This is a genomic window from Armatimonadota bacterium, from assembly GCA_031081585.1.
GTDB lineage: Bacteria > Sysuimicrobiota > Sysuimicrobiia > Sysuimicrobiales > Humicultoraceae > Geohabitans > Geohabitans tengchongensis.
In genome coordinates this window covers 120,542-146,670 of the sequence record JAVHLY010000002.1, presented here as the reverse complement: position 1 = coordinate 146,670, position 26,129 = coordinate 120,542, and the positions used below count along the sequence as shown (strand labels likewise).

Annotated in this window: 19 protein-coding genes, 1 tRNA gene and 1 pseudogene; 4 read left to right on the top strand and 17 right to left on the bottom strand. The window is 71.5% G+C overall.

The features are described from left to right. Positions 1-559, top strand: a 559-nt coding sequence (locus tag RB146_01740) for a transposase (GenBank protein MDQ7827703.1), incomplete at its 5' end; no start/stop codon positions are given. Positions 560-582: 23 nt separating this feature from the next. Here RB146_01740 and RB146_01735 read toward each other — a convergent pair. From RB146_01735 to uvrB, 9 genes and pseudogenes are all read right to left on the bottom strand, one after another. Next, entirely contained in the window at positions 583-738 is a 156-nt protein-coding gene (locus RB146_01735; protein ID MDQ7827702.1) for a DsrE family protein, read from the bottom strand. Positions 739-961: 223 nt separating this feature from the next. Continuing rightward, on the bottom strand, positions 962-1,384 hold the full coding sequence (locus RB146_01730; GenBank protein MDQ7827701.1) for a GNAT family N-acetyltransferase: 423 nt from the start codon (positions 1,382-1,384) through the stop codon (positions 962-964). Positions 1,385-1,497: 113 nt separating this feature from the next. Continuing rightward, the gene (locus tag RB146_01725; protein MDQ7827700.1) at positions 1,498-1,881 is read right to left on the bottom strand and encodes a DUF3052 family protein; all 384 of its coding nucleotides are present in this window, start codon (positions 1,879-1,881) and stop codon (positions 1,498-1,500) included. A gap of 322 nt (positions 1,882-2,203) precedes the next feature. Then, positions 2,204-2,461: pseudogene (locus RB146_01720) on the bottom strand (tyrosine-type recombinase/integrase). A gap of 180 nt (positions 2,462-2,641) precedes the next feature. Then, positions 2,642-4,873 carry an excinuclease ABC subunit UvrC gene (gene uvrC, locus RB146_01715; GenBank protein MDQ7827699.1) on the bottom strand — a complete coding sequence of 744 codons (2,232 nt, stop codon included), beginning with the start codon at positions 4,871-4,873 and terminating at the stop codon, positions 2,642-2,644. A 24-nt stretch (positions 4,874-4,897) separates the two neighbouring features. Further along, entirely contained in the window at positions 4,898-5,152 is a 255-nt protein-coding gene (locus tag RB146_01710; protein ID MDQ7827698.1) for a hypothetical protein, read from the bottom strand. A 143-nt stretch (positions 5,153-5,295) separates the two neighbouring features. Further along, positions 5,296-6,456: an aminotransferase class I/II-fold pyridoxal phosphate-dependent enzyme gene (locus RB146_01705; GenBank protein ID MDQ7827697.1), complete on the bottom strand. Its 1,161-nt coding sequence runs from the start codon at positions 6,454-6,456 to the stop codon at positions 5,296-5,298. A 2-nt stretch (positions 6,457-6,458) separates the two neighbouring features. Next, positions 6,459-9,431 (bottom strand): excinuclease ABC subunit UvrA, encoded by a 2,973-nt coding sequence (gene uvrA, locus RB146_01700; GenBank protein ID MDQ7827696.1) that lies wholly within the window; start codon positions 9,429-9,431, stop codon positions 6,459-6,461. 68 nt (positions 9,432-9,499) lie between these two features. Then, positions 9,500-13,267, bottom strand: coding sequence for an excinuclease ABC subunit UvrB (gene uvrB / locus RB146_01695; GenBank protein MDQ7827695.1), 3,768 nt, complete (start codon positions 13,265-13,267; stop codon positions 9,500-9,502). Between the two features lie 311 nt (positions 13,268-13,578). Here uvrB and RB146_01690 point away from each other — a divergent pair, with 311 nt between their 5' ends. Next, positions 13,579-13,782 carry a cold-shock protein gene (locus RB146_01690; protein MDQ7827694.1) on the top strand — a complete coding sequence of 68 codons (204 nt, stop codon included), beginning with the start codon at positions 13,579-13,581 and terminating at the stop codon, positions 13,780-13,782. A 342-nt stretch (positions 13,783-14,124) separates the two neighbouring features. On the opposite strand, the gene RB146_01685 is transcribed toward RB146_01690, so the two are convergent. Genes RB146_01685 through polA form a run of 3 tightly spaced genes read right to left on the bottom strand, consistent with a single transcriptional unit; the run spans position 14,125 to position 17,601 of the window. Further along, the gene (locus RB146_01685; GenBank protein ID MDQ7827693.1) at positions 14,125-14,331 is read right to left on the bottom strand and encodes a hypothetical protein; all 207 of its coding nucleotides are present in this window, start codon (positions 14,329-14,331) and stop codon (positions 14,125-14,127) included. Between the two features lie 19 nt (positions 14,332-14,350). Next, the gene (gene coaE, locus RB146_01680) at positions 14,351-14,959 is read right to left on the bottom strand and encodes a dephospho-CoA kinase (GenBank protein MDQ7827692.1); all 609 of its coding nucleotides are present in this window, start codon (positions 14,957-14,959) and stop codon (positions 14,351-14,353) included. A 14-nt stretch (positions 14,960-14,973) separates the two neighbouring features. Continuing rightward, entirely contained in the window at positions 14,974-17,601 is a 2,628-nt protein-coding gene (polA, locus tag RB146_01675; GenBank protein ID MDQ7827691.1) for a DNA polymerase I, read from the bottom strand. Positions 17,602-17,657: 56 nt separating this feature from the next. On the opposite strand from polA, the gene RB146_01670 reads away from it, so the two are divergent. Continuing rightward, a complete protein-coding gene (locus tag RB146_01670) occupies positions 17,658-17,951 on the top strand; it encodes a Rieske (2Fe-2S) protein (GenBank protein MDQ7827690.1) in 294 nt (97 codons plus the stop codon). A gap of 8 nt (positions 17,952-17,959) precedes the next feature. On the opposite strand, the gene RB146_01665 is transcribed toward RB146_01670, so the two are convergent. Together RB146_01665 and RB146_01660 are read right to left on the bottom strand one after the other, a co-directional pair. Next, positions 17,960-19,129, bottom strand: coding sequence for a DUF4349 domain-containing protein (locus tag RB146_01665; GenBank protein ID MDQ7827689.1), 1,170 nt, complete (start codon positions 19,127-19,129; stop codon positions 17,960-17,962). Then, positions 19,126-19,773: a sigma-70 family RNA polymerase sigma factor gene (locus tag RB146_01660; protein ID MDQ7827688.1), complete on the bottom strand. Its 648-nt coding sequence runs from the start codon at positions 19,771-19,773 to the stop codon at positions 19,126-19,128. The genes RB146_01665 and RB146_01660 overlap by 4 nt, the downstream gene beginning before the upstream one ends. Positions 19,774-19,876: 103 nt before the next feature. Between RB146_01660 and RB146_01655 the strand changes: the two genes are divergently transcribed. Then, positions 19,877-19,965, top strand: a tRNA-Leu gene (locus RB146_01655). A 1,179-nt stretch (positions 19,966-21,144) separates the two neighbouring features. Here the strand turns inward: RB146_01655 and RB146_01650 are convergent. From RB146_01650 to RB146_01640, 3 genes are read right to left on the bottom strand one after another with little or no spacing between them, the layout of a single operon-like run. Further along, complete coding sequence (locus RB146_01650) at positions 21,145-21,897, bottom strand: DUF881 domain-containing protein (protein ID MDQ7827687.1); 753 nt, start codon at positions 21,895-21,897, stop codon at positions 21,145-21,147. Then, positions 21,898-22,557, bottom strand: coding sequence for a TlpA disulfide reductase family protein (locus tag RB146_01645; GenBank protein ID MDQ7827686.1), 660 nt, complete (start codon positions 22,555-22,557; stop codon positions 21,898-21,900). Beyond that, positions 22,554-26,081, bottom strand: a complete 3,528-nt coding sequence (locus RB146_01640) for a DNA polymerase III subunit alpha (protein ID MDQ7827685.1) — start codon at positions 26,079-26,081, stop codon at positions 22,554-22,556. The genes RB146_01645 and RB146_01640 overlap by 4 nt, the downstream gene beginning before the upstream one ends. Positions 26,082-26,129: the final 48 nt, after the last annotated feature.

The window sequence follows — 26,129 nt, the reverse complement described above, 5'->3', positions numbered from 1 at the left end:
GCGGGCTGACCAGGGCCTGCTGGTGGTCATCGACGGCAGCAAGGGGCTGCGGGCCGCGGTGCAGGAGGTCTTCGGGGCAGCGGCCCAGGTCCAGCGGTGCCAGTGGCATAAGCGAGAGAACGTGGTGGCCTATCTGCCCAAGGGCCAGCAGGCAACCTGGCGGGCCAAACTGCAACGGGCGTACGAGCAGCCGACCTATGCGGAGGCGAAGGCGCAACTGATGGCTCTCCAGCGGAACCTGCAGGGGATCAACGCCAGCGCGGCGCGGAGCCTGGCCGAAGGGCTGGAGGAGACGCTCACGCTGCATCGGCTGGGACTCTTTGAGGAGCTGGGGCAAAGCCTGAAGAGCACCAACATGCTGGAATCCATCCTGGCGCAAGTGGAGCAGCGGACCGGCAAAGTGGACTACTGGAAAACCAGCGACCAGAAGCAGCGCTGGCTGGCGACCGCGCTCCTGGATATTGAGCCTCGACTGCGTCGGATGCGCGGGTATCGGGCGCTACCGAAACTCCGGCGAGCCCTACAGCGAGCCATGGGGAGGGAGGTGACAGCGGCGTGATCATGCCGGCGCCTTCCCGAATCTCAACGAACTTTGGTATTGACTCGAACCGCGTCTCCGGCAAGGAAAAGCGAGACAGAATGTCCTTCTTCTATCGCTGCCTTCGCCACTAAGAAGGCGAGGGCTGCCCTGGTAGGATGCTCTGGGCCGTGCGTGAGGTGAACCAGGATCCCAGCCATTCGAATCCTCCCAATTCAATAGATTTTGAGAGTGGGGGGAACAACCTGCCCCACCGTTCCGCCGTGATCCAATGCACATCTCGTCGTGCCTTTCGTAGTCCTCGCAAGGATCCGCCCGCCGCCTAACGACCTGCGCTTGAGCGGCCGGCGGCCACCGGCAGTCGCACGAGGTAGGCTAACCGCCGGCCGGTCCGCTCCAAGCGCTGGTTAGACCGCAATCCTCTCATAGTTTGAGCCTGAAGTGATAAGAAGAGATGACCATGCCGTTCGCAAGGTAGAACCGATGAGCATCGGAGCGTTGGACTGCAGAGTCGAGTTCCAGCGTGCGGCAACCGTGCTCTCTCGCGCGCTGGACGAGCCAAGCAAGGAGAGCTTTGCCATAACCCCGAGACCGGCAGGCTGCATCGGTCACGAGATCGTCTACGTATAGGATCCGACCATTGGCAAGATTCTCGATCAATCGATAGCCTGCGACCGAGCGTACCTGACCTCGCTCCTCGAGGTACACGAGTCGGTATCCATTGATCTGTTGCCGCCGCACCGTCGGGACGAACTCGCCTTCGATGAGATGAGTGCGAAGCTGCTGCATGACCGCGAAGCACCGTGCAATTTCGTCGTCGGATTCCGCGATGCGGATCGAGTTCATGTCGGCGATATCCTGTCTCGCTCTCGTTGCGGTCTAACATTCGCCATATCTGGCAGCGCATAGCGAGCGCGACGAAGGGGCGCCGCTTTTCACTGTCCGGGTTGATGGCGCTGTTAAGCTGTTCTTTCATTCTTACGAATGACGAGTTTCAGCCCCGACCAGACATCGCTGACAGCACATACTTTGACGTCGACGAAGCCGAGTGACAACGCAATTTCTCGGATAATGTCTTCGGTGATGTCAGTTTCGACCTTTGATGCTTTCTTTGGCCACGACACCCACACAGAGCCGTTTGGCTCAAGTTGCTTTCGAAATGCGACAAGCCTCTTCTTCAGATCTTGCCTCTTGGTGACAAACACGTGTGCCGCCTGAATCGGTTTGCTCGTTTTGGAAATGATGCGCATCCCTTCGGGCAATGCACCCAGCCAGCCAACGTAGTCCCGTGGTGGGTCAACCGCGAGAAGCGACAACGGAGCTTTGAACCCGAGCTTCTTCATTAGTGGCGTTCCTGAATAGCCAGCCATTGGGTCACGCCCTCAAGTTGGTGATCTTTCCAAGCCGGCATGGTTCTCATTATTGGCACACGTACGCGCTTCGGCATCGGCGCGTGGGATTGTTGGCTCTTCCTTAACGAGACCCGCCCGCGAGCAGCTGCCGCCCTCCGTGATCGGCAGACCTGCCTAACCCGTCCTGCCCCGACCTGTGGCGACCGCCGGCGTGTCAGCTGTCCTTGGCGCCCATTATCGCGCGCGGGCGTTGCCTCTACAATCCTGGAGGGGTCTCTGCCAGCCGTGACCAGCCGGGACCTGGCCACTTCCCCTACAGCCCGACCAACCGATCGGCCGGGCTGCGAACCGCCCCGGGGCCGCGGTTCAGCACGTGGGTGTAGATCCTGGTCGTGCTCATGTCGCGGTGGCCGAGCAGTTCCTGGATCGTAGGGATGTCGTGTCCGTCCTGCAGCAGGTGGGTGGCAAACGAGGGGCGGAGGGTGTGGCAGGTCGCGCCCCTGGCAATCCCGGCGTGCCGCACGGCCCCCCGGAGCGCTCGCTGGAGCACGCTCTCGTGCAGATGGTGACGGCGCCGCTGCGTCACCGGTCCGCGTAGAGCCGGGCGCCCGAGGTCGGACCAGATCGGCTTTGATGGCGGCAGGCAGCACCGTCACGGAGACCCTTGCCGCCCTTGCCGGCCCGGCACGACGATCCGCATCGGTGATCCGCCGCGGGGCCCGGGCCGCGGCTCGTCCGGCCACCCGTCCAGCTAGGGCTGGCCGACCACCTCGTCCTTGTAGCGGCGGTCCGGGTGGGCCTGCAGGTAGGCGTGCACGCGCTCGGCCAGCTTCGGCCCCAGGACCTCGGCCAGCACCTCCACCCCCACCTGGCGGATCTGCCGCACCGAGCCGAAGCGCCGGATCAGTTCCCGCTTGCGCTTCTCCCCGATGCCCGGGATGTCGTCCAGGACGGAGAAGACGATGCGCCGCTGGCGCAGCTGCTGGTGGTAGGCGTTGGCGAAGCGGTGGGCCTCGTCGCGGATGCGCTGGAGGAGCTGCAGGGCCGCCGAGTCCTTCGGCAGGACGAGCGGCTCGGGACGGTCCGGGGTGAAGATCACCTCGGTCTGCTTGGCCAGGCCGATCGCCGGGATCGCCTGGTTGTACTCGAAGAGCACCTCGCGCGCGGCGCTGAGCTGGCCCCGCCCGCCGTCGATGAGGAGGAGGTCGGGCAGGACCGACCACTTGGGCCGCACCGGCTCGTCGCGATCGAGGGCTTCCTGCTCGCGCCGGGCCTGGGCGAAGCGGCGGCGCAGCGTCTCCTGGAGCATGGCGTAGTCGTTGGGGCCCTCCGTCCACTTCATGCGGAAGCGCCGGTAGTCGCTCTTCCTGGGCCGGCCGCCCTCGAAGACGACGAGCGACCCCACCGCCTCGCCCGCCTGGAAGTTGCTCACGTCGTAGGCCTCGATGCGGAAGGGGAGGGCCTCCAGCCCCAGGACCTCCTGCAGCTCCCGCAGCGGCACGCCCTCCGGGCCGACGGTGCGGGCCCGCTCCTGGCGCAGGTGCAGGGCGGCGTTCTCGGTGGCCAGCTCCACCAGGCGCCGCCGGTCGCCCCGCTGGGGGACCTCCAGCGCCACCGGGCCGCCACGGCGCTGCGCCAGCCAGGCCTCCATGACCTCGTGGTCCTCCAGCCGCTCCGGCAGCAGGATCTCCCGGGGCACGGCCGGCGCGTCCTGGTAGAACTGCCCGAGGAACTGCGCCAGGATCTGCGGTCGCTCCAGCGCCTGGGTCCCCTCCAGCAGGACGTGCTGCTGCCCCTGGACCCGCCCGGCGCGGATGAAGAAGAGCTGGACACAGGCCGCGTCGCCGCTGCGGGCCAGGCCGATGACGTCGCGGTCCTCCAGCCCCGTGCTGGCGATGCGCTGGCGCTCGTAGATCGCCTCCATGGCCTCGATCTGGTCGCGCAGCTGGGCGGCGCGCTCGAACTCCAGCCGGTCGGCGGCGGCCTGCATCTCGGCCCGCAGCTCCTCCAGCAGTCCGGCCTGCCGGCCTTCGAGGAAGAGGGCGGCCTGCCGCACCTGCTCGGCGTACTGCTCCCGCGTGGCCCCCCAGGCCACACAGGGGGCGCTGCACAGCCCCAGGTCGTAGTCCAGGCAGGGCCGGGGGAGGTCGCCGGTGATCTCGATGTGGCAGGTGCGCAGCTTGAAGAGCCGGCGGATCGTCCGGATGGTGCGGCCGACCAGTTTGGGCTCGTGGTAGGGGTAGGGGCCGAAGTACCGGCTGCCGTCCCGGCGCACCCGGCGGGTCATGACGATCCTCGGGAAGGGCTCGTTGGTGAGCTGGATGTAGGGGTAGGCCTTGTCGTCGGCCATCCGCACGTTGTAGAAGGGCCGGTGCTGTTTGATCAGGTTGGCCTCGAGGATGAGGGCCTCCACCTCGTTCTGGGTGGCCACGACCTCCACGTCGGCGATCTTGCCGGTCAGGTGGCGGATCCGCGGGCTCTCCAGGTAGGCGCTGTCCTGGAAGTACTGCCGCACCCGGCTGCGCAGCGAGGCGGCCTTGCCGACGTAGATCACCCGTCCCTGGGCGTCCTTCATGAGGTAGACGCCGGGCTGGGCGGGGAGGGTCCTGAGCTTCTCCTCTAGCGCCGGACTGGCCATGACGAAAAAGCGGGCGTCCCCACGCCGCTCGCGGGTCGGCCACGCACCTCCATGATAGCACTGGGCGCGGTGGTACCCCCGCCGCCGCCCCGATTTGGCGGCGCTCCCCCGCTGAGAGCCGCCCAGCGCACTCGGCCTCTTCGGCGATCCGGGCCACCTGCTCCACGGGGAGCGGGCAAATCCCCCCAGGATGTCCATGAAGAACGCCGCGGCTCGCTCCCGGTACGTGTGCTCCAGGTCCCGCCCGTACAGGGCGTCCAGGCGGACCTCGACGCGGTCGACGCGGCGCGTCAGCAGCGCGACGGCCTCCGCCAGCGACGCCAGGGCCGCTTCGAGTCGATCCACCCGCCCTTCGAGCACGGGTCTATCTTAGCCCGGCCGGGCTCCCGAGGGCGGGCTCACCCGAACCGGTCGCCCGCAAAGGCGTCGCGGAGGAGCCGGCTCACCCCGGACCTCGGTGGCGTCTGCATCGTAGGCGTTGTTCACCAGCTCCCGCACCAGCTCGAGGCTCTCGGCGTAGAGGCGCTCGCCGATGGTCACCAGGCGGCTCTTGTCGACCCGAACGGGGAGGGTCTCCAGGCGCGTCCCGGATGAAGTCGTCCGGAGCGAGACCACTGTAGGCACGCAGATGGGTGAGCTCGCCCGGGATGTCGGCCGCCCGGGCACGGATCAGGTCCAGGTTGAGGGCGAAGCGTGCCATCCCCAGGATTACAGGAGGCGTGGCCAGGCTCCGCTGACGGCGCAGAGGATGGGCAACTGGAGGTCCCCTAAGACGACGAGGCTATGGACGACGAGCCCGGCAGCGCCTCCAGCAGCGCCCCCAGGCGGGCCAGCCCCTGGCGCAGGTGGGCCGGGTCGCCCCCGTAGCCGACGCGCACGTGGCCCTCCAGGTCGAAGTGCGCGCCGGGCACCACGAGCACGTCCTGCTCCACGCGCAGGCGTTCCGCCAGCTCGAGCGACGGGATGGGAGCGTGGTACCGCAGCAGGGCGATGGCGCCCGCCCGCGGCGGCGTCCAGCTGAGGCGGCCTCCCAGCCCTGCCACCCAGTCGGCCAGCAGGGCCAGGTTCTCGCGCAGGATCGTCCGGGTGCGCTCCAGGATCCGGGGGGCCGCCGGCGGGGTGAGCGCCACCGTGGCTGCGCGGTCGCTCAGCAACGCCGGCCCGATCGTCGTGTAGTCGTGGAGGGCGCAGAGCGCTTCGGCCACCTGCGGCGGCGCCACGGCCCAGCCGATGCGCAGCCCGGGCAGCCCGAAGGCCTTGGAGAGGCCGCCGGTGACGATGACCCGCTCGCTGCGCCCCCACGCGCTGGGAGCCGGCCGGCCGTCCAGCTCGGCCCCCCGGTAGACCTCGTCGGCGAGGATCCACGCACCGACCCGCTCGGCCGCGGCCACGACCGCCGCCACCTCGTCGTCCGTGAGCACCGCCCCCGTGGGGTTGTTCGGCTGGCAGAGGACCACCGCGCGTGTGCGGGGCCCCACCAAGCGCTCCAGCGCCTCCAGGTCGGGGCGCCACCCGGCCGCCTCGTGCAGCCACCAGGGGCGGACGGTCATCCCGAACGCGCGGAAGAGGCCGGGGAGCTGCATGTAGGTCGGGAACTGCACGACCACCTCGTCGCCGGGCGCGGCCAGCCACCAGGCGGCCAGGACGTTGGCCTCCGCGGTGCCCGTCGTGATCACGACGTGGTCGCGGGTGGCGCCGGGGTGCCGCGCCGCCACCGCGTCCCGCAGGGCCGGGCTGCCGCGCGTGTAGCCGTACCCCAGCGGCTCGGCCCCCAGCGCCCCGAGCCACCCCGCCCCGCCGTCCAGCTCCCCCAGCCGCGCCAGGTCGGTCAGGGCCAGCGGCCGGACGCCGCTCTCGGCGAGGTTGCACGCCACCGCCGTCTCGTGGGTGGACTGCCACCGCTCCATGGCGAAGGGGGCGGGGCGCACGCTCAGCGGGCGGAGCGCCGCGCGGCCGTCCCTGCGGCCGAGGCGACGCGCCGCGCCAGCGATGGGGGCGCCGGCGGTGGGGATGCCGCGGCGACCCGGTCGCCCAGCACGCGGCGGAGGAACTGGCCGGTGTAGGAGTGGTCCAGCGTCGCCACCACCTCCGGGGGCCCCTCGGCGATGACCGTCCCGCCCAGCTCGCCCCCTTCCGGCCCCAGGTCGATGATCCAGTCGGCGGTCTTGATGACGTCCAGGTTGTGCTCGATGACCACCACGGTGTTACCCGCGTCCACCAGCCGGTGCAGCACGGCGAGCAGCCGCTCCACGTCGGCGAAGTGCAGACCCACCGTCGGCTCGTCCAGGATGTAGAGGGTGCGCCCCGTGTCCCGCCGGGAGAGCTCCGTGGCCAGCTTGACCCGCTGCGCCTCGCCGCCGGAGAGCGTGGTGGCGGGCTGCCCCAGCTTGATGTAGCCGAGGCCGACGTCGTGCAGCGTCTCCAGCTTCCGGCGGATGCGCGGCACGGCCTGGAAGAACGCCAGGGCCTCGTCCACCGTCATGTCCAGGACATCGGCGATGGTCTTCCCGCGGTAGGTCACCTCGAGCGTCTCGCGGTTGTAGCGCTTCCCCTTGCACACCTCGCAGGGGACGTAGACGTCCGGCAGGAAGTGCATCTCGATGCGGACGATGCCGTCCCCCTCGCACGCCTCGCACCGCCCGCCGCGCACGTTGAAGGAGAAGCGGCCCGGCTTGTAGCCGCGCATCCGCGCGTCCGGCGTCTGGGCGAAGAGGTCGCGGATGAGCTCGAAGGTCTTCGTGTAGGTGGCCGGGTTGCTGCGCGGGGTGCGGCCGATGGGCGACTGGTCGATGTTGATGACCTTGTCGACGTGCTCCAACCCCTCGATGGCGTCGTGGGCTCCCGCCCGCTGCCGGCTGCCGTAGAGGCGCTGCATGGCCGCGCGGTAGAGGATGTCGTCGATCAGGGTGGACTTCCCCGAACCCGAGACTCCGGTCACGCACACGAACATCCCCAGCGGGATGCGCACGTCGATGCCCTTGAGGTTGTGCTCGCGGGCGCCGCGGATGACGATGGCCTCGCCGCTGCCGGGGCGCCGCCGCGGGGGGATGGGGATGCGCCGCCGTCCCGAGAGGTACTGGCCGGTGATGGAGGTGGGGTGACTGGCGACGACCTCCGGCGGGCCGCTCACCACCACCTGGCCGCCGTCGGCGCCGGCGCCGGGGCCGATGTCCACCACCCAGTCCGCCGACCGGATCGTCTCCTCGTCGTGCTCGACGACCAGGATGGTGTTGCCGAGGTCCCGCAGCCCCAGCAGGGTGTCGATCAGGCGGCGGTTGTCGCGCTGGTGCAGCCCCACGCTGGGCTCGTCCAGGACGTAGAGCACCCCCATGAGCCCCGAGCCGATCTGGGTGGCCAGCCGGATGCGCTGCGCCTCGCCCCCGGAGAGGGTGGTGGCGGTGCGGTCGAGGGTCAGGTAGTCCAGCCCCACGTTCACCAGGAACCCCAGCCGGGCGCGGATCTCCTTGAGGATCTGGTGGGCGATCAGCTGCTCCCGTTCGGTCAGCTGCAGGCGGTCGAAGAAGGCCTGCGCCTGGCGGATCGTCAGCGCGGTCAGCTCCGCGATGTTCAACCCGCCCACCCGCACGCTGAGGGACTCGCGGCGGAGCCGGGTCCCCCGGCAGTCCGGGCAGGGCAGCGTGGTCATGAAGCGTTCGATCTCCTCGCGCACGTAGTCGGAGTCGGTCTCCTTGTAGCGGCGCTCCAGCTGGGGGATGACGCCCTCGAAGGGGGCCTCGTAGACGCGCAGCGCGCCCCACTTGTTGTGGTAGCGGATGCGGATCGGCTCGGTGGAGCCGTACAGGAGCACGTCCACGAAGGCCCGCGGCAGCCGGCGCACCGGCGTCTTCATGTCCACCCGGTAGTGGGCGGCCAGCGACTGGAGGAGCTCCATGTAGTAGTCGCTGGTCGACTCGGCCCAGGGGAGGACGGCGCCGTCCAGCAGCGAGAGGTTGCGGTCGAGGACGAGGTCCGGGTCGATCTCCTGCCGGAACCCCAACCCCGAGCAGGTGGGGCAGGCCCCGTAGGGGCTGTTGAAGGAGAAGATGCGCGGCTCGATCTCCGGCAGCACCGTCCCGTGGTCCGGGCAGGCGAACTCCTGGCTGAACACCATGTCGTCGGGCACACCTGGCTGGCCCGGCGAGGCCGTCGACGCCCCCCCTGGCTCGCCCGGCTCCGCTTCGTCGCGCACCACGTGGACGTACACCAGCCCCTGGCCCAGCTTGAGCGCCGTCTCCACCGAGTCGGCCAGGCGCGTCTTCACGTCGGGGCGCACCACGATGCGGTCCACGACCACCTCGATGGTGTGTTTGCGGTGCTTGTCCAGCACGATCTCCTCGCCCAGGTCGTAGACGATGCCGTCCACCCGCACCCGCACGAACCCCTGCCGCCGCAGGTCGTCGAAGAGCTGTCGGTACTCGCCCTTCCGGCCGCGCACGATGGGGCCGAGGATCTGCAGGCGGGTCCCGGCCGGGAGGGTGAGGAGCCGGTCCACGATCTGCTCGCGAGTCTGCCGCTGGATGGGCCGCCCGCAGACCGGACAGTGGGGCTGGCCGATGCGGGCGTAGAGCAGGCGCAGGTAGTCGTAGATCTCCGTCACGGTCCCCACGGTGGAGCGGGGGTTGCGCGGCGCGCCCTTCTGGTCGATGGAGACGGCCGGAGAGAGGCCCTCGATGTAGTCGACGTCGGGCTTCTCCATCAGCCCGAGGAACTGGCGGGCGTAGGCGGAGAGCGACTCGACGTACTTGCGCTGCCCCTCGGCGTAGATGGTGTCGAAGGCCAGGGAGGACTTCCCCGACCCGGAGATCCCCGTGAGCACGACCAGCCGGTCGCGAGGGATCTCCACGGTGAGGTTCTTCAGGTTGTGCTCCCGCGCCCCGCGGACGATGATCCGATCGAGTGGCATAGGCTCAGGCCGTCGGCAGCTTCCCCGTCTCCTCCTCCGAAAACCAGCCGGAGGACCTCGTCGCCCTCCTAGCGTCGACCATTGCGTCTTCGCCGCCCCCGGCCGGTGCCGCCCCCGCGCCGGCCCGGGCCGTTCCCCCGTCCCCGCGCGCCCGCGCCCACCGGCCCGCGCTGGAAGAACGGCTCCCCCAGCCCCTGGCGCAGCTCCTGGATCTGGTCGCGCAGCACGGCGGCCTTCTCGAACTGCAGCTCCGCCGCCGCCCGCCGCATCTCCCGCTCCAGCGCGGCGATGGTCTCCTCCAGCTCCTGCGGGGAGAGCATGAGCAGCCGCGCCACCGACCAGGGCACCTTCGCCCGCTGCGTCTCCGCCAGGCGGATGAGCTCCTGCGCCGTCAGCACCTCGGTCTGCGGCCGGTACGCCTCAAGCTCCTCGGCCACCTGGGCGATGTCGATGAGGTCGCGGATGGGCTTGACCACCGACTGCGGCGTGATGCCGTGCTCGGCGTTGTAGCGGAGCTGGATCTCGCGGCGGCGGTTCGTCTCGTCGATGGCCCGGCGCATCGACTCGGTGACCGCGTCGGCGTAGAGGAGCACGCGGCCCGACGCATGTCGGGCCGCGCGACCCATGGTTTGAATGAGCGACGTCTCCGACCGGAGGTACCCTTCCCTGTCTGCGTCCAGGATCGCCACCAGGGAGACCTCCGGCAGGTCCAGCCCCTCGCGCAGCAGGTTGATGCCGACCAGCACGTCGTAGGTCCCCAACCGCAAGTCCTTGAGGATCTGCACGCGCTCCAGGGTCTCCACCTCGGCGTGCAGGTAGTGGACCTTGAGCCCCATCTCCGCCAGGTAGGCCGTCAGGTCCTCGGCCATACGCTTGGTGAGCGTGGTGACCAGGGTCCGCTCCCCCTTCGCCGCCTGGGCGCGGATCTCCCCGATCAGGTCGTCGATCTGCCCGCGCGCCGGGCGCACCTCCACGTGCGGGTCGACCAGCCCGGTGGGCCGGACGATCTGCTCCACCACCCGCTGGCTGACCTCCAGCTCGAAGGGCCCGGGGGTGGCCGAGACGAAGATGGCCTGGTGGATGAGGCGCTCGAACTCCTCCCAGGTGAGCGGACGGTTGTCGTAGGCCGAGGGCAGCCGGAAGCCGAAGTCCACCAGGTTCTTCTTGCGGGAGCGGTCCCCTTCCACCATCCCCTTGATCTGCGGCACGGTGACGTGGCTCTCGTCGATGAACATCAGGAAGTCGCGGGGGAAGTAGTCCAGCAGACAGCCGGGACGCTCCCCGGGGGCCCGGCCGTCCAGGTGGCGCGAGTAGTTCTCGATCCCCGGGCAGTAGCCCACCTCCCGCAGTAGCTCCAGGTCGTAGCGGGTGCGGAACTCCAGGCGCTGCGCCTCTAGCAGCTTGCCCTGCTGGCGGAACCACGCCACCCGCTCCTGCAGCTCCTCCTCGATGGAGCGCAGCGCCCGCTCCAGCCGCTCCTCCGTCGTCACCCAGTGCTTGGCCGGCCAGATGGCGATGACCGACTTCTCCTCCAGGACCTCGCCGGTGAGCGGATCGAGCTCGAGGATGCGGTCCACCTCGTCCCCGAAGAGCTCCACCCGCACCGCCCGTTCCTCGTAGGCGGGGAAGACCTCGATGACGTCGCCCCGCACGCGGAAGCGGCCGCGGGCGAAGTCCACGTCGTTGCGCTCGTACTGGATGTCGACCAGGCGGCGCAGGATCTCCTCGCGGGAGCGGCGCTCGCCCCGACGGATGAGGAGCATGACCTCGCGGTAGTCCTCCGGGCGGCCCAACCCGTAGATGCAGGAGACCGAGGCCACGACGATGACGTCCCGGCGCTCCATCAGCGCCTTGGTGGCGGCGTGGCGCAGGCGGTCGATCTCATCGTTGATGGAGGCGTCCTTGGCGATGTAGAGGTCGGTCTGGGGCACGTAGGCCTCGGGCTGGTAGTAGTCGTAGTAGGAGACGAAGTAGCGCACGGCGTTGTGGGGGAAGAACTCGCGGAACTCGCTGTAGAGTTGCGCCGCCAGCGTCTTGTTGTGGGCGATCACGAGCGTGGGGCGCTGGACCTGGGCGATCACGTGGGCCATGGTGTAGGTGTTGTGCACGAAGAGGCCGCCCACGCCCGCAAGAAACGTCTCATGCTCCGCCACTGCCAGGTCGTAGACCCGCGCCTCACCCCGGGCGGGTGCAACCACCTCGACGCGGGTCCAGAAGGGATTCAGCAGGACCTGCATCTCCCGGACACGCCGGAGGACCGGAACGTGCTCCTGCATGTGAGCCTCATCGGCTAGAAAGTCCAGTACCCGCTTGGCCACCGTTTTCGAGGGCCGGCGGCGTCCCCCCTCGATGAGCGCGAGAGCCGAACGCGAGAGCGCGACGTGTCGAGCGACCTGCGTCTGGCTCAGCCCCAACTGACGGCGAACGTCCCGGAGCACCTCCGGGTCCAGCGGGATCACGTCGACGTTCGTGTTCTCTCGGCCCCCACAGAGGGCGTTGAGGCGATCCTGCTTGGCCAGTGGGCGAAACCCGATCGCCTCTCGAAACCGCCTCAGGAAGGGTTGTCCGGACACGGACAGCCGCCAGTAGGGCACACGGACATGGCGTTCGCGCACGCGTGCCACAATGCCGAAACGCAAGAGCGCGTAGGCGAGGTCGGACGCCAGGGTCGCACTGGCCGTGGTGGCCGTGACCTCGTCTCCCTCCACGCCGCCATCGGCGCTGAAATAGGCCCGCAGGAGCTCGGCCAAGTCGGCATTGGCGAGCTGAGGCCAGAACGGCGGCAGGTGTTTGTCGCGAGCCTTTCGCCCGCACCACGTGGTGAGTAACCGCGCCCACAGGACCGACGGCAGGGTATAGTCGTATCGTCCCGGACCTCGACGGACCCGAAGTCCAAAGGATCGAGCGGCCGCTTCAATATCCTGAATGACTCCGGGATCCGCCGATGAAATCGTCAGCACGCCCCTCCCGACATACCCCTCGGCGAGGAAGTATCCGATGAAACGCATCAGGAGTGGCGTAATCGGCAGGTCCGCCGGCAAGTCATGGAAGCGCCGTCGGCTTCCCATCCGGGCCCCCGCCCGCAGCGCCGGAATGGCCGCGACGAGGTCACGATACGTGCGAAGGGCCATCCGTTCTCCGCGCAGCAGCCCGGCAGCGCGGTGGGACGGGAGGATGGCCCGCAGCACCTGGTGCTTCGTCTTCCAGACCGCGCCGAACGCCGGGATGGCAACAGCGATTCGCACGCCGTCGCCGACGCCGTCATCCAAGACATCCTCCAAGGCGAGCGCGGTGAGGGGTGCCGGAGGCTCGTCGAGGGTCCGCGGCAGGGGAAGGTAATCGCCGGGCCTGATGGCGGACGTCTCAAGCAGCTGGAGACGACCGTCTCTGAGGACGAAGAAGTTATGGTCGCCGGTGACGGTGACGCTCCGGCCGCAGGCGGTCCGAACCTTCCATAACTGCCGGGGAGCGCGGTGCCGAATGACCTGCCGAACCGGTTTCCAGGAGACCCGGCCCGAGCCAGGATCAAGACTCAAGGCTTCCAGCTGGTGACCGGTCCCGGCAAGATCCAGGACCTCCGCATCGCCCTCCCACCGCACGGCCGAGTGATGGTGCGCCATGAGAGCGTCCACAACTTGGCCGATGGGCTGCAGCTGGATACGGCCCCCCTGCCTGAGGTACACAGGCGTGTCGGCGACGACACTCTTCCCGGACCCCGTGACCCCCAGCAGGGTGGTGAAGCGGTTCCCGGCCTGGATGCTCTCCACCAGCTCGGCGATCGCCTTGGGCTGATCGCCCCGGGGTTCCATGTCTGTGACGAGCTGGAACTCCGGCACCGTCCCCTCCTCGCCCGGCGCGATCTGCCGGCCGCCGCGGCCGTCACCCGGTGGGCGGGCGCGCCGACCGCAGGGCAGCAGCGGCCCGACCGCAGGGCATAAGAAAAGTCTACCATCGGGTCGCGCGGCGGAGCCACGGGTTTGGTGCGGGGCCCGGCTGGAGCCGGTCCGGGCGGTCCGGGTGACGGGTCCTGGTAGGGAATCGGGGCTCAGAGGGCGAAGAAGCAAGGGCCTGGGGGCTTGGGAACCGCACGGCCCGCTTTCTGGGCAATCTACCGGAGGACACCAGTCCGGAAAGGAAGGATCGCGCAATGCCGAGGGGAACGGTCAAGTGGTTCAACGCCGAGAAGGGGTATGGCTTCATCACCCCTGATGAAGGCGGGAAGGACGTTTTCGTGCACCACACGGCCATTCTGATGGAGGGCTACCGCAGCCTGAACGAGGGTCAGAAGGTCGAGTACGAGATCACCCAGGGCCAGAAGGGTCCCCAGGCCACGAACGTCCGGCCGCTCTAGGCGGTCAGGGCCCGGCCGCACCAGGCGGCCAGGGCTTCGCTGCGACCCAGCCGGCTGGCCCCGCCGGCCGTCCACCGGCGGGAGGGACCGAGCGACAGGTAACGAGCACGTCGATGGGCGGGCACGAGCCCGCCCATCCGGCTGTTCCCGCTGCCGACGCCGCGCACCACCGGCACGCCCCGGGGCGGTGGCGCGGGCCTCCCGCCCTACCCGGTCCGGACCTCCCGCCCTACCCCTGGATGACCTGCACCTCCGTGGCCTCGGAAGCGGTACCCGCGGGGTCCACGGCCCGGGCGACGATGGTCAGCCGGGCGCCGCGGATGCGGACGGTGGGCTGGATGGTCACCTGCCAGCGGCCGGCGGCGTCGGCCGTCGTGGTGACCTCGCGTAGCTCCCGCGCATCGCCACCAGCAGCACCTGCGCGCTGTAGTCGATCCGCACGACCACCTGGTAGCCGGGCAACGTCCGTCCGCGCACCACGATCGGCGCCCCCACCGTGCTCCCCGCCGACGGGGCGAGGATGGCCGGCGGCGGGACCTCACCGGCCACCAGCGCTGGACGACGGGGGTCAGCCAGTGAGCCGCCGCCAGAGCGCCTCCACCTGGCGGCGGGTCTCCTCGAGGGAGCCGGAGTTGTCGATGACCCAGTCGGCCTCGGCGGCCTTCTCGCGCACGGGGCGCTGCGCCGCCAGGCGCTGGCGCGCCGCCGCCTCGTCCAGGCCATCGCGCGCGCGCAGCCGCGCCACCTGGGTGCCTTCGTCGGCCACGACCACGATCACGCCCTCCAGCGGGTAGGCCTGACGGGGTGCGGTGTCGAGCAGCAGGGGGAGGTCCAGCACGATCACCGCGTCGGCAGGCAGGCGGCGCTGCAGCCGCTCCACCTCCTGGTGCAGGCGCTCGCGCACGGCCGGGTGGACGATGGCGTTGAGGCGCCGCCGCGCCTCAGGGTCGGCGAAGACGCGGCGGCCCAGGGCGGCCCGGTCGAGGGTGCCGTCGGCCCGGACCACCCCCGGCCCGAAGGCCTCCACGATCGCCTGGAAGACCGGCGTGCCGGGCTGCTGGAGCTCCCGCACGATGGCGTCGGCGTCCAGGACGACCGCGCCCAGCGCCCGCAGCATGGCGGCCACGGTGCTCTTCCCGCTGGCCACGCCACCGGTCAGCCCGATGACTCGCGCCACCCGCCCGGGCCGCCTCAGCGCCGGCCGGCGGCCAGCGCCGGGAGGGGCGCCATCTCCGCCCAGTTCGGTCCGGCCTTCGCCTCCGTGGTCAGGGGGACGCGCAGGGGGTAGGCCGCTTCCATCACGGCCTGGATCGCCCGCGCCACCGGCTCGACCTGCCCCGCCGGCACCTCGAAGAGCAGCTCGTCGTGCACCTGCAGGATCATGCGCACCTCGGGCCAGCGCGGCAGGACGTCGCGGGCCAGGTCGATCATCGCCTTCTTGATGATGTCCGCGCTGGAGCCCTGGATGGGCGTGTTGATGGCGGTGCGCTCCGCCGCCTCGCGCACCACGCGGTTGCGGCTGAAGAGGTCGGGCAGGTAGCGGCGCCGGTTGAGCAGCGTGGTGACGTACCCCTCGCGCCGCGCCTGCTCCACGATGCGCTGCATGTAGGCGCGCACGCGCGGGTAGCGGGCGTAGTAGGCCTCGATGTACCGCTTCGCCTCGGTCTTGGTGATCCCGAGCTGGGCGGCCAGGCCGAACTCGCTCATCCCGTAGGCCACCCCGAAGACGATGACCTTGGCCCGCCGGCGCAGCTCCGGGGTGACGGCCTCGCGCGGGACGTTGAAGACCTCCATGGCCGTCACGGTGTGCACGTCGTCGCCGCGGGCGAAGGCCTCGAGCAGCGTGGGGTCCTCGGTGATGTGCGCCAGCACGCGCAGGTCGATCTGGGAGTAGTCGACCCCCAGCAGCAGGCAGCCGTCCGCGGGGATGATGGCGCGGCGGATCTGGCGGCCCGCCTCGGTGCGGATGGGGATGTTCTGCAGGTTGGGCTCGGCGGAGCTGATGCGCCCCGTGGCCGCCAGCGTCTGGTTGAAAGTGGTGTGCACCCGACCCGTGCGCGGGTCGACGAGCCGCGGCAGGACGTCCACGTAGGTGCTCTTGAGCTTCACCAGCTCGCGGTGCTCCACGATGCGGGCGGCGATCTCGTGCTGCCCGGCCAGGTACTCCAGCACCTCGGCGTCGGTGGACAGGCCGGTCTTCGTCTTCTTGAGCGCGGGGAGCTGCAGCTTCTCGAAGAGGACGAAGGCCACCTGCCGGGGGCTGCTGATGTTGAACTCGGTGCCGGCCAGCCGGTAGATCTCCCGGGTCAGGGCGTCGATGCGCGCGGCCAGCTCCCGGCTGAGGGCCTGGAGATAGGGGACGTCCACCCGCACGCCGGCGCGCTCCATGGCCGCCAGCACCGGGACGAGGGGCAGCTCGATCTCGCGGTAGAGCGCCTCCAGCTCGCGCTCGCGCAGGCGGGCCTCCAGCAGCGGGCGCAGGCGGGCCAGGGCGTCGGCGCCGCGGCAGGCCGCCGCACCGACGTCGAGGGCCAGCGGGCCCTGCCTCTCCGCCTCCTCGTCCAGGCGCCACCCCAGGTACTCCCAGGCAGCGGTGGCCAGGGTGTGGGTCTTCTTGCCCGGGTTGAGGAGATAGGCCGCCAGCCCGGCGTCGAAGTCCCACCCGCCCGGGGTCACGCCGAGCCGGGCCAGCGTGTGCAGGTCGGCTTTGAGGTCGCCGCTGGCCTTGCGCACGCGCGCATCAGCGCACCACGCCGCCAGGGCCTCGGGCAGCCGGTCGTCCAGGGGGAGGTGGCGGGCCCGTCCGGCCCGCCCCGCCACGGCGATCCCCCGCAGGGCGGCCGTCAGGGGATGCCCGGGCTCGCGCACCAGGTAGACGCCGGCCTCCGCGGTGGCCTCGGCGAGCAGGGCGGAGACGTCGTCGGCCGCCCCGTACTCCCCGTCGACCGGGACGGCAGCCGGCGTCCCGCCCAGGCGCTCCAGCAGCGTCTTGAACTCCAGGGCCTTGAAGAGGCGCTCGACCGCGGCGCGGTCCGGCTCCCGCCGCGCCAGGTCCTCCCACCGCCATGACAGCGGCGCGGGCACCACCGTGGCCAGGTGCTTGCTCTGCAGGATCTGGGCCGCGTGCGCCCGCAGCCGCTCCCGCAGCCGGGGCGGCGCCTCGTCGAGCCGGTCGAGCAGCGCCTCCACGGTGCCGAACTGCGCCACGAGCTGCGCCGCCGTCTTCTCGCCGATCCCCGGCACGCCGGGGATGTTGTCGGTGGGCTCCCCCTTGAGCGCCTTGAAGTCGGGCAGGCGCTCGGGCGGGAAGCCGAAGCGGGCGCGCACCCGCGCCTCGTCGTAGGTGGTCGTCTCGGTGACGCCGCGGCTCGTGATCATCACCCGGATCCCCGGGCGGACGAGCTGGAGGAGGTCCAGGTCGCCGCTCACGATCAGCACGTCGAACCCGTCCTCGACCCCGCGCAGCGCCAGGGCGGCGATGACGTCCTCCGCCTCGTACCCTTCGACCTCGAAGATGGGGATGCGGAAGTGCTCGAGGACCTCCTGGCTCAGCGCGAGCTGCGGGCGCAGGTCGTCGGGCATGCGCTCCCGGTGGGCCTTGTAGGCCTCGTAGGCGCGGTGCCGGAAAGTCGGGGCGGCGCGGTCGTAGGCGGCGGCCAGGAAGTCGGGCGCCTCCTCCTCCAGGACCTTGAGGAGCATGCTGGTGAAGCCGTAGACGGCGTTGGTCGGCCGGCCGTCCGTGGTGGTGAAGTAGGGCAGGGCGAAGAAGGCGCGGTAGACCAGGCCGTTGGCGTCGAGCAGGACGAGCTTCCGGGTCACGGGGTCAGTATACTCTGCGGCCCGCCCGGGCCAGCGCCCACTCCCGGCAAGAGGCGGTGGGACACCTCCTCGACGTCGGAGGTGCGCGGTCAGGAGCCGCCCGCAACTTCCTGCGCGGGGTCTGGCTCGGCCACCCCCCTCCACCCGGTCCTGGTGGACCTCCCCATCGGCGCCTGGGGTGCTCCCTGGCCGAGGACCGGCTGGAGGGGGAGACAATTGTCTGCCCCTGCCACGGGTCGCGGGTCGCGCTCGCCGACGGCCGCGCGCTGGAGGGCCCAAGAGCCTACCCCCAGACGGTCCTGGAGACGCGGGTCCACAACGGCCAGGTGGAGGTCAGGCGCGCGGAGTAGCGAGGGGCTCACACGGGGGAGGGGCCGCGGCGCAGCCAACGCCGCAGCCCCCATCCCCCGAGGCCCAGCACGGCCAGGGGGGTGACCGCGCCGAGCACGACCAGCACCCACTCCGTCGCCGCCAGGACCTGCCGCACCGTCCCCAGGAAGGCCTGGCGGACCTTCGGCAGGGTGGCGCCCAGATCCCAGAGACGCACCGGGACACCGCCCGGCCGCTCCCGCACCGTCACCTCGATCGTGGCGAAGTCGACTCGCTCCCCCAGCATGCGCAAGCGGCCGGCCAGCGTCTCGATCTCCCCGCGCACGCGGGCCAGTTCCTGCTCGATGGTCAGCAGGTCCGACACCCGCCCTGCGCGGTCCATCAGCGCCAGGAGCTGCCGCTCGTGCCGCTCCAGGTTGCGCAGGCGGGCCCGCAGGTCCACCAGCTGCTCCGAGACGTCCTCGCCGCGCACCTCCCGCTGCTCCACCTGCCCGAGCGCCTCCACCTCCTCCAGCGCCCGGTGGAACCGCGGCGCGGGGACGCGCAGGACGTAGCGGCTCTCCCCCCGCTGCCGGTCGGTGCTGGAGGCGGCCACGAACCCGCCACCCTGCTCGGCGATGCGCACCAGCGCGGCGGACGCGTCCGCCAGGCGGGCGACGAGCAGCGTCACGCTGGCCTGGTGCACCACCTGGCGGATGACGGGTGCGGTGCCGGCGCCGCTGCCCACCGTCTGTACCGCCGGTTGCAGCGCCGGGGTGGCCGGTGCCCGCCCCGGGGCGGACGGCGCCCCCGGCCCCAGGCGCGGCAGGGCGGTGCCGACCTCGTCCTCTGGGACGGCCTGCTGCCAGAGGTTCGCGGCGAAGAGCCCGACCAGGAGGATCGCCACCGCCGCCCCGGCGAGGCGCCACGCCGACCCCTCGAGCGATGGGGGGAGTCGGCTGAGCCACAGGCCCGGCCAGCGGCGCTCACGCCGCAGCCGGTCGTAGACCGCGGCCCGCACGGCCGGCGGCGCGGAGACGGGGCCGAGGGCACGCACCGCGCCCACCGTCTGCTCCAGCGCGTCGAGCCGCGCGCGACAGGACGGGCAGGCCTCCAGGTGCCCCTCCAGCACCGCGCGCGTCTGGGCGTCAACCTCGTGGTCCAGGTAGGCCGAGAGGTCGTCGGCGGACGGGTGCGTGTTGGCGAGATGCGTGCTCATGGCGCGTCCTCCACCACACCCAGGTCCCGGAGCGCCTGGCGGAGCGCCTCCCGCGCCCGGCTGAGCCGGGAGCGGACGGTCCCGATGGGGATCCCCAGGACACCGGCGATCTCCTCGTAGGCCATCCCCTGCAGGTCGCGCAGCACGACGATGGTGCGGTGCGGCGGGGAGAGCCGGGCCAGCGCCGCCTGCACGCGGCGCTCCGCCTCCCGGCGCTCCAGCTCCAGGTCCGGGTTGTGGGCGGCGGCCGCGAGCGTCACCTCGTCGAGCCCCGCGGGGGGCGCCTGGGGGCGCCGGCGCACCAGGTCGAGCGCGGTGTTCACGGCGATCCGGTGTAGCCAGGTCCCGAAGGCAGCGTGGTGGCGGTAGCGCGGCAGCGCGCGGTAGGCCTTGATGAAGGTCTCCTGCGTGACGTCGCGCGCGTCCTCCGCATTGCCGGTGACGCGGTAGGCCAGATGGTAGATCCGGTCCTGGTGGATGAGGACGAGGCGGTCGAAGGCTTCCAGGTCACCGCGCTGGCTGCGCTCGATGAGGGCGCCCTCATCGACGTCCGCGCCGGCGCCCCGGTCCGCCGGTCTGGCGGCATCCCGGCCCGCCGGGTCCTCGGGACCACGGACCTGCGGCCTCCCCGTCACCAGTCCCATCCGCGCGGCGTCCTGCATCCGCCCCCTTAGACGAGGGGAACAGGCGGGGGTTCCCCCGGCCGACGCCCTCCTCTGCGATGCTATACTGACGGACAGAGCGTGCGCCGGGCTGGCGGAACTGGCATTCGCGGCAGACTCAAAATCTGCTGGGGCTGACGCCCCGTGAGGGTTCGACTCCCTCGCCCGGCACCACCCCCCGGGGCTCCTGCGCAGCGGTGCTCCCGATCCCCTCCCTATCCGGCCCTTCGACCTCTCGTCCCGCACCCGGGTCGTCCGAGAACACGTCGAAGTACCGCGCGTAGAAGCGGGCCAGCCACGCCGGGCGGGCCATGGCGGCCGCAGTCCAGCCCAGCACGGGCCTGGGGAGGAGGAGCGTCCCTGCCGTCAGCCAGGTGAGCCAGCGGAACCGGGCGGCGGAGCGCCGCAGGAACCGGGTATAGGCGTCGGCAGCCGCGGCCGCGCTGATACGGCCCTCGAGCGCGGCGGCGAGCAGCCCCCCGCAGACTGTGCCGGCGAGCAGGGCGGTGCGGATCCCCTCCCCCGTCAGCGGCAGGCAGTGCCCGCCGGCGTCCCCTGCGGGGAACACGCCGGCCCGCGGCAGGGGACGCAGCCCCGTGGCCAGGAAGCCGCCGTGGAGCGAGCCGGGGGTGAGCCCGAACCGGGCCAGGAAGGCGCGCAGCGCCGGCAGCAGCTTCGTCCGTCCCCGGTAGCTGAGGACCCCGAACCGTGTCACGGGTCCACTCGGGAAGGCCCAGGCATAGCCGTCGCGCACCTCAGGGAGGAAGGCGAAGCGCAATCCGTCATCCATCGGCGCCGGCAGCTCGGTCTCCACCCCAAAGGCGGTGCGGCGTCCGGGGAGGGCCCGGGCTAGCGGGGAGCGCGGCCCCATGGCGTCGACGACGAAGCGCGTCCGGACCGTGCCCGCCGCGGTGTGCACCTCCAGCCATCCGCCGGGTGCGGGGGTCCGGGTCACGCCTGTGACGGCGGCCAGGTGAAAACGCGCCCCCGAGGCGGCGAACGCCAGGCGGCAGAACGCGGCGTAGTCGATGGTGCCGAAGGGACGCGGCAGGGGCCAGGTCGTGGTGCGCCGGTCGACGGTGATCACCAGCCGGTCGTGCCGCTGGAGGACGGCCGCTCCTGCGTCCATGCGCTCCACCAGGTGGACCGGCAGGGCACAGGCGGAGGTCTGGTGCGCGCCCAGCGGGGCGCGGTCCAGGACGAGGGCCCGGGGCCCCAGCGCACGGGCGGCGGCCAGCCCCGCGAAGCTCGCCCCCGCGACCACGACGTCTGCGCACTCGGGCAACGGCGTGCGCGGGGGAGGGGTGGGCGCTGCGGCGGGAGCGCTCCCGCCGGGCATGAGCCAGGCGCCCCTCATCGCACCGGCCGGGCCCGCTCGAACCGGATGGTGCCGGTGTAGGGAGGGACCTGGAGGGAGGGGTGACGGGTGATCTGCACGGAGAGGCCGAGCCCCCGGAGCCCCTCGACGAGCCCGCCGCGGATGGTGAGCGCCTCCTGCAGCGTCTGCGGGTCACCCAGGGCCGTGATGCGGTAGGGGGCGGTGAGGCGCCGCAGGTTCACCACAACCGTCCCGCCGACCTGGCTGAACCCGGTCATTGCGGTGACCCGCTGCCCGTTCACGGCCACGGCCTCGGCGCCGGCCGCCCACAGCTCGTTCACCACGCCGACCAGATCCTGGTAGGTGACGATCACCGGGGCGGCGCCGGCCGGCTGGACGGGCGCGTCACGCAGGACGACGACCACGCCCGGCCCCTCCATGGCCACGAGGCCCAGCGCCATGCGCAGCTGCTCCACCTCGTGGGTGAGGGAGGCGGCCAGGCTGCGCCCCTGGGCCTGGGCGCGCTCGTAGCGCTCCAGCTGCTTCCGCAGCGCCGCCACCTGCCCTTCCAGGGCACGACGGGCCTCGCGCTCCTCCCGCAGGAGGCTGGCCAGCGCGTAGACGTTGCGCGTGGGGACTTCGGCCTGCTCGGCCACGAGCTCGCGGCCGGTGCGGAGCTGGACCACCAGCAGGAAACCCAGGGCCATGAGGACGAGGGCGGCCAGCGGCTGCCACACCGGCAACCGGGTCCGCACCCGCGCGGCGGAGGCCAGCAGGTCGTGGGCCATTCAGCGGGCTCCGGAGGCGACCAGACGCCGCTCCAGCTCCCGGGCCCCCTCCGTACCGAGGAAGGGGCCGACGAAGCGGCCGGCGATGCGCCCCTGCGGGTCGATGAAGATCGAGGTGGGCAGCCCGGTCACCCGGAACTGCCGCATCAGGTCACCTGCGGCGTCGAAGACCGCCGGGTAGGTGATCCCGTGGGTCCCCAGGAAGGCCCTGGCGGCCTCGTACTCGTCCACCACGGCCACGCCCAGCACCACCACGCCCCGGTGGCGGAACGCCTGCGCCGTGCGCTCCAGCACGGGCGCCTCCTCCCTGCACGGGACGCACCAGGAGGCGAAGAAGTTCAGCAGGACGGTGCGGCCGCGGAAGTCGCTCAGGCGGACCGGCCGGCCGTCGCGCAGCGACGGGCGCACGAAGTCCGGAGCCGGCGGACGCGACACGACCGGGAGCATCCCCGGCAGTTCCGGGAGCGCGGGGGCCCGCGGGACCCCGGGGGCGGTGGCCGGCCGTGCGACCACCTCCGGGAGCGGGGGCCGCGCCGGGGCGAGGACGCCGCGGGCCGCGGCCAGCGCCAGCCCGCCCGCGGCCAGGAGTGCCAGGAGCCACAGCCCCGCTCCCAGGCGCCAGAGGCGACGGCGCGGAGCGCTGAGCGGGTGGTCGGTCACGGGGGTCCTTCCAGCCAGGCGGCCACCTGGTCGAACTCCGCCTGCAGCACGGTCAGCGCCTCCTCCCCGCGCACCCGCACCCCGCGCGCCCGCACCACCGTCTCCTGCCCCGATCCCACCAGGTGCAGGACGAGCCCGTGCGGTCCGGGGTGGCGGTCGAGGGAGCGGCGCAGGCGCTCCAGGCCCTCGGGGCCGAGGGAGGCGGGCAGGCGCACGTGCAGGTCTCCGGCCGGGTCCGCGGCCGGGGCCTCGGCCGCGGCGGAGAGCGCTTCCCCCTCCTCCCCGTCGTCTGCCGTCCCCGCCGGTCGGACGGCGACACCGTTCAGGGTGACCGGCTCGGCGGCCGGCGCCTCCGCCAGCGGGAAGAGCGCGTCGGCCAGGACCTTCACCTGCTGCTCGGCGACGTCCACGCGCCCGCGCACCACCAGGATGGCGTCCTTCTTCAGCAGGACGGCGTGCTGCTCGTAGGTGCGTGGGAAGACGATCACCTCGACGCTCCCGGTGAGGTCCTCCAGGGTCAGGAAGGCCATCACCGAGCCGCTCTTGGTGGTGGTGCGCTTCAGGGCGGCGACGATCCCGCCGACGGTGACCGGCGTGCGGTCGCGCACCTCGGCGAGCTGGCCGATGGGCAGGCTGGTGCGCGCGGCCAGGTCCTCCTGCACGTGGGCCAGCGGGTGGTCGGAGATGTACAGGCCCAGCATCTCCTTCTCCATGGCCAGCCGTTCCTCTTGGGTGAACTCGGGCAGCCCGACGCTGCCGTCCGGCATCGCCGGAGTGCTCTCGACCCCCACGTCGAACAGCCCCTGCTGGAGGGAGTCCCGCAGCCGCTGTGCCCGCTGCCCCGCCGCCAGCGCGCCGTCCAGGGCGGCCAGCAGCTGGGCCCGCGGCACGCCCAGCGAGTCGAACGCCCCCGCCTTGATGAGCGCCTCCACCACGCGCTTGTTCACCACGCGCGTGTCGACGCGGGCGCAGAAGTCCGCCAGGCCGGTGAAGGGGCCGCCGGCCTCGCGGGCGCGGATGATCTCCTGCACCGCCCCCAGCCCCACGTGCTTCACCGCCCCCAGCCCGAAGCGGATGGCCCCGCCGGCCACGGCGAAGTTCTCCGCCGAGGCGTTCACGTCGGGCGGCAGCACCTGCAGCCCCATGCGCCGCGCCTCGGCCACGGCCAGCGCCACCTTGGCCTGCCAGTCCTGGCCCTGCGCCTCGTGGGTGAGGACCGCCGTCATGTACTCCACCGGGTAGTTGGCCTTCAGGTAGGCGGTGTAGTAGGCGATGAGGCCGTAGCAGGCCGCGTGCGCTCGGTTGAAGCCGTAGCGGGCGAAGGGCTCGAACTGCTCCCAGAGCTGGTCGATGACCTTGGGGGGGATGCCGTTGCGCCGGGCCCCGCGCACGAACTTCTCCCGCTGCGCCTCCAGCTTGTCCTTGATCTTCTTGCGGATGGCGTAGCAGAGGACGTCGGCCTCGGCCAGGGTGAAGCCGGCCACCGCCTGGGCCACGGCCATGACGTCCTCCTGGTAGACCATCACCCCGTAGGTGTCGCGCAGCACCGGCTCGAGCCGCGGGTGGAGGTAGGTGATCGGTTCCTTGCCGTGCTTGCGCCGGATGTAGGCGGGGATGTTGGCCATCGGCCCCGGGCGGAAGAGGGCGACCATGGCCATGATGTCCTCGATGCGCGAGGGGCGCAGCTCGCGCAGGTAGCGGGTCATCCCCGCCCCCTCCAGCTGGAAGATCCCCACGGTCTCCCCCGCGGAGAGCAGGTCGTAGGTGGCCTGGTCATCCAGCGGGATCGCCTTGAGGTCGATGCGCACGCCGCGGGTCTGCTCGATGATCCGGAGCGCCGTGTCCAGGATGGTGAGGTTCACCAGGCCCAGGAAGTCCATCTTGAGCAGGCCGATCTTGTCCACGGAGTTCATGTCGTACTGGGTCATCACCAGGTCGCCCTTGGTGGCCTTCTGCAGCGGCACGTGCTCCGTCAGCGGCTCCCGGGAGATGATCACCCCGGCGGCGTGGGTGCTGGCGTGGCGGGCCACGCCCTCCAGCTTGCGGGCCAGGTCGAGCAGGCGCCGGACCTGCGCGGACTCGCGGGCCAGGCGGGCGAGCTCGGGGTCCTGGCGCAGCGCCTCGTCCAGGGTGGCGTTGAAGGGGATGAGCTTGGCGATGCGGTCCACGTCGCCGTAGGGCAGCCCCATGACCCGGCCCACGTCGCGCACCGCCTGGCGGGCCCCCATGGTGCCGAAGGTGATGATCTGGGCGACGTGGTCGAGCCCGTACTTGTCGATGACGTAGCGGATGACCTCGTCCCGCCGGCTGTCCATGAAGTCCACATCGATGTCCGGCGGGGTGAAGCGTTCCAGGTTGAGGAAGCGCTCGAAGGGCAGGCGGTAGCGGATGGGGTCGACGTCGGTGACCCCGAGCGCATACAGGACCAGGCTGCCGGCGGCGGAGCCGCGCACCGTGGTGAGGATGCCGCGCTCGCGGGCGAAGCGGACGAAGTCCCAGACGATGAGGAAGTACGCGGCGTAGCCGGTCTGGGCGATGACGCGCAGCTCCTCGTCCAGCCGCGCCTGCAGCTCCGGGGTGACGCGGCCGTAGAGGCGGCGCAGCCCGGCCTCGCACAGGGCGCGCAGGTAGGAGTCGGCCGTCTCCCCGGCCGGGACGGGGAAGTGGGGCAGGCGCAGCGTCCCCATGGGGATCTCCAGGTCGACGCGCTCGGCGATCTCGAGCGGCGTGCGCAGCGCCTCCGGGAGGTCGGCGAAGAGGCGGGCCATCTCCTCGCCGCGCTTCAGGTAGAACTCGGGGACGTCCCCCATGCGCGGCTTGTCGGTCTGGTCGAGCCCGATGTTCATCTGGATGCACATCAGGGCGTCCTGGGCGTCGGCGTCCTCCCGGTGGACGTAGTGGACGTCGTTGGTGGCCACCAGCGGCAGGCCCAGGTCGCGGGCCAGGCGCACCACGCCGTGGCGCACCTTCGCCTCCTCGGGCAAGCCGTGGTCCTGGACCTCCAGGTAGTAGTGGTCGGGCCCCAGGATGTCCCGGTACGTGGCGGCGATGCGCCGGGCGGCGGCCTCGTCGTCGGCGAGCAGGGCCCGCGCCACCTCCCCCTGGAGGCAGGCGGAGAGGGCGATGAGCCCCCCGCGGTGGCGGGCCAGCAGGGCGTGGTCGATGCGCGGCTTGTAGTAGAAGCCGTCCAGGTGGGCGGCCGTGGTGAGGGCGATGAGGTTGCGGTAGCCCTCCAGCGAGGTGGCCAGCAGCACCAGGTGGTGGGCCACCGCGTCCAGTTTGGGGTCGCGGTCGGCCATGGTCCGGGCGGCGACGTAGGCCTCCACGCCGATGATGGGCTTGAGGCCGGCCTGCCGCGCCGCCAGGAAGAACTCGATGGCCCCGTACATCGCCCCGTGGTCGGTCAGGGCGATGGCCGGCATGCCCGCGCGCGCCGCCGCCTCCATGAGCTGGGGGATCCGGCTGTGGCCGTCGAGCAGGGAGTACTCGGTGTGCAGGTGGCAGTGGACGAACGGTTCGGTCATCGGTCCCTCGCGGCGTCGTCCCGGGAGCGGCTTCCGAGAGGCAGTCTA

Bases quoted from the DNA above. Each gene is read 5' to 3' on its own strand.
- RB146_01735 (MDQ7827702.1), bottom strand. From the start codon at position 738: ATGGCTGGGATCCTGGTTCACCTCACGCACGGCCCAGAGCATCCTACC.
- RB146_01730 (MDQ7827701.1), bottom strand. From the start codon at position 1,384: ATGAACTCGATCCGCATCGCGGAATCCGACGACGAAATTGCACGGTGC.
- RB146_01725 (MDQ7827700.1), bottom strand. From the start codon at position 1,881: ATGAAGAAGCTCGGGTTCAAAGCTCCGTTGTCGCTTCTCGCGGTTGAC.
- uvrA (MDQ7827696.1), bottom strand. From the start codon at position 9,431: ATGCCACTCGATCGGATCATCGTCCGCGGGGCGCGGGAGCACAACCTG.
- RB146_01690 (MDQ7827694.1), top strand. From the start codon at position 13,579: ATGCCGAGGGGAACGGTCAAGTGGTTCAACGCCGAGAAGGGGTATGGC.
- RB146_01665 (MDQ7827689.1), bottom strand. From the start codon at position 19,129: ATGAGCACGCATCTCGCCAACACGCACCCGTCCGCCGACGACCTCTCG.
- RB146_01660 (MDQ7827688.1), bottom strand. From the start codon at position 19,773: ATGGGACTGGTGACGGGGAGGCCGCAGGTCCGTGGTCCCGAGGACCCG.
- RB146_01650 (MDQ7827687.1), bottom strand. From the start codon at position 21,897: ATGGCCCACGACCTGCTGGCCTCCGCCGCGCGGGTGCGGACCCGGTTG.
- RB146_01640 (MDQ7827685.1), bottom strand. From the start codon at position 26,081: ATGACCGAACCGTTCGTCCACTGCCACCTGCACACCGAGTACTCCCTG.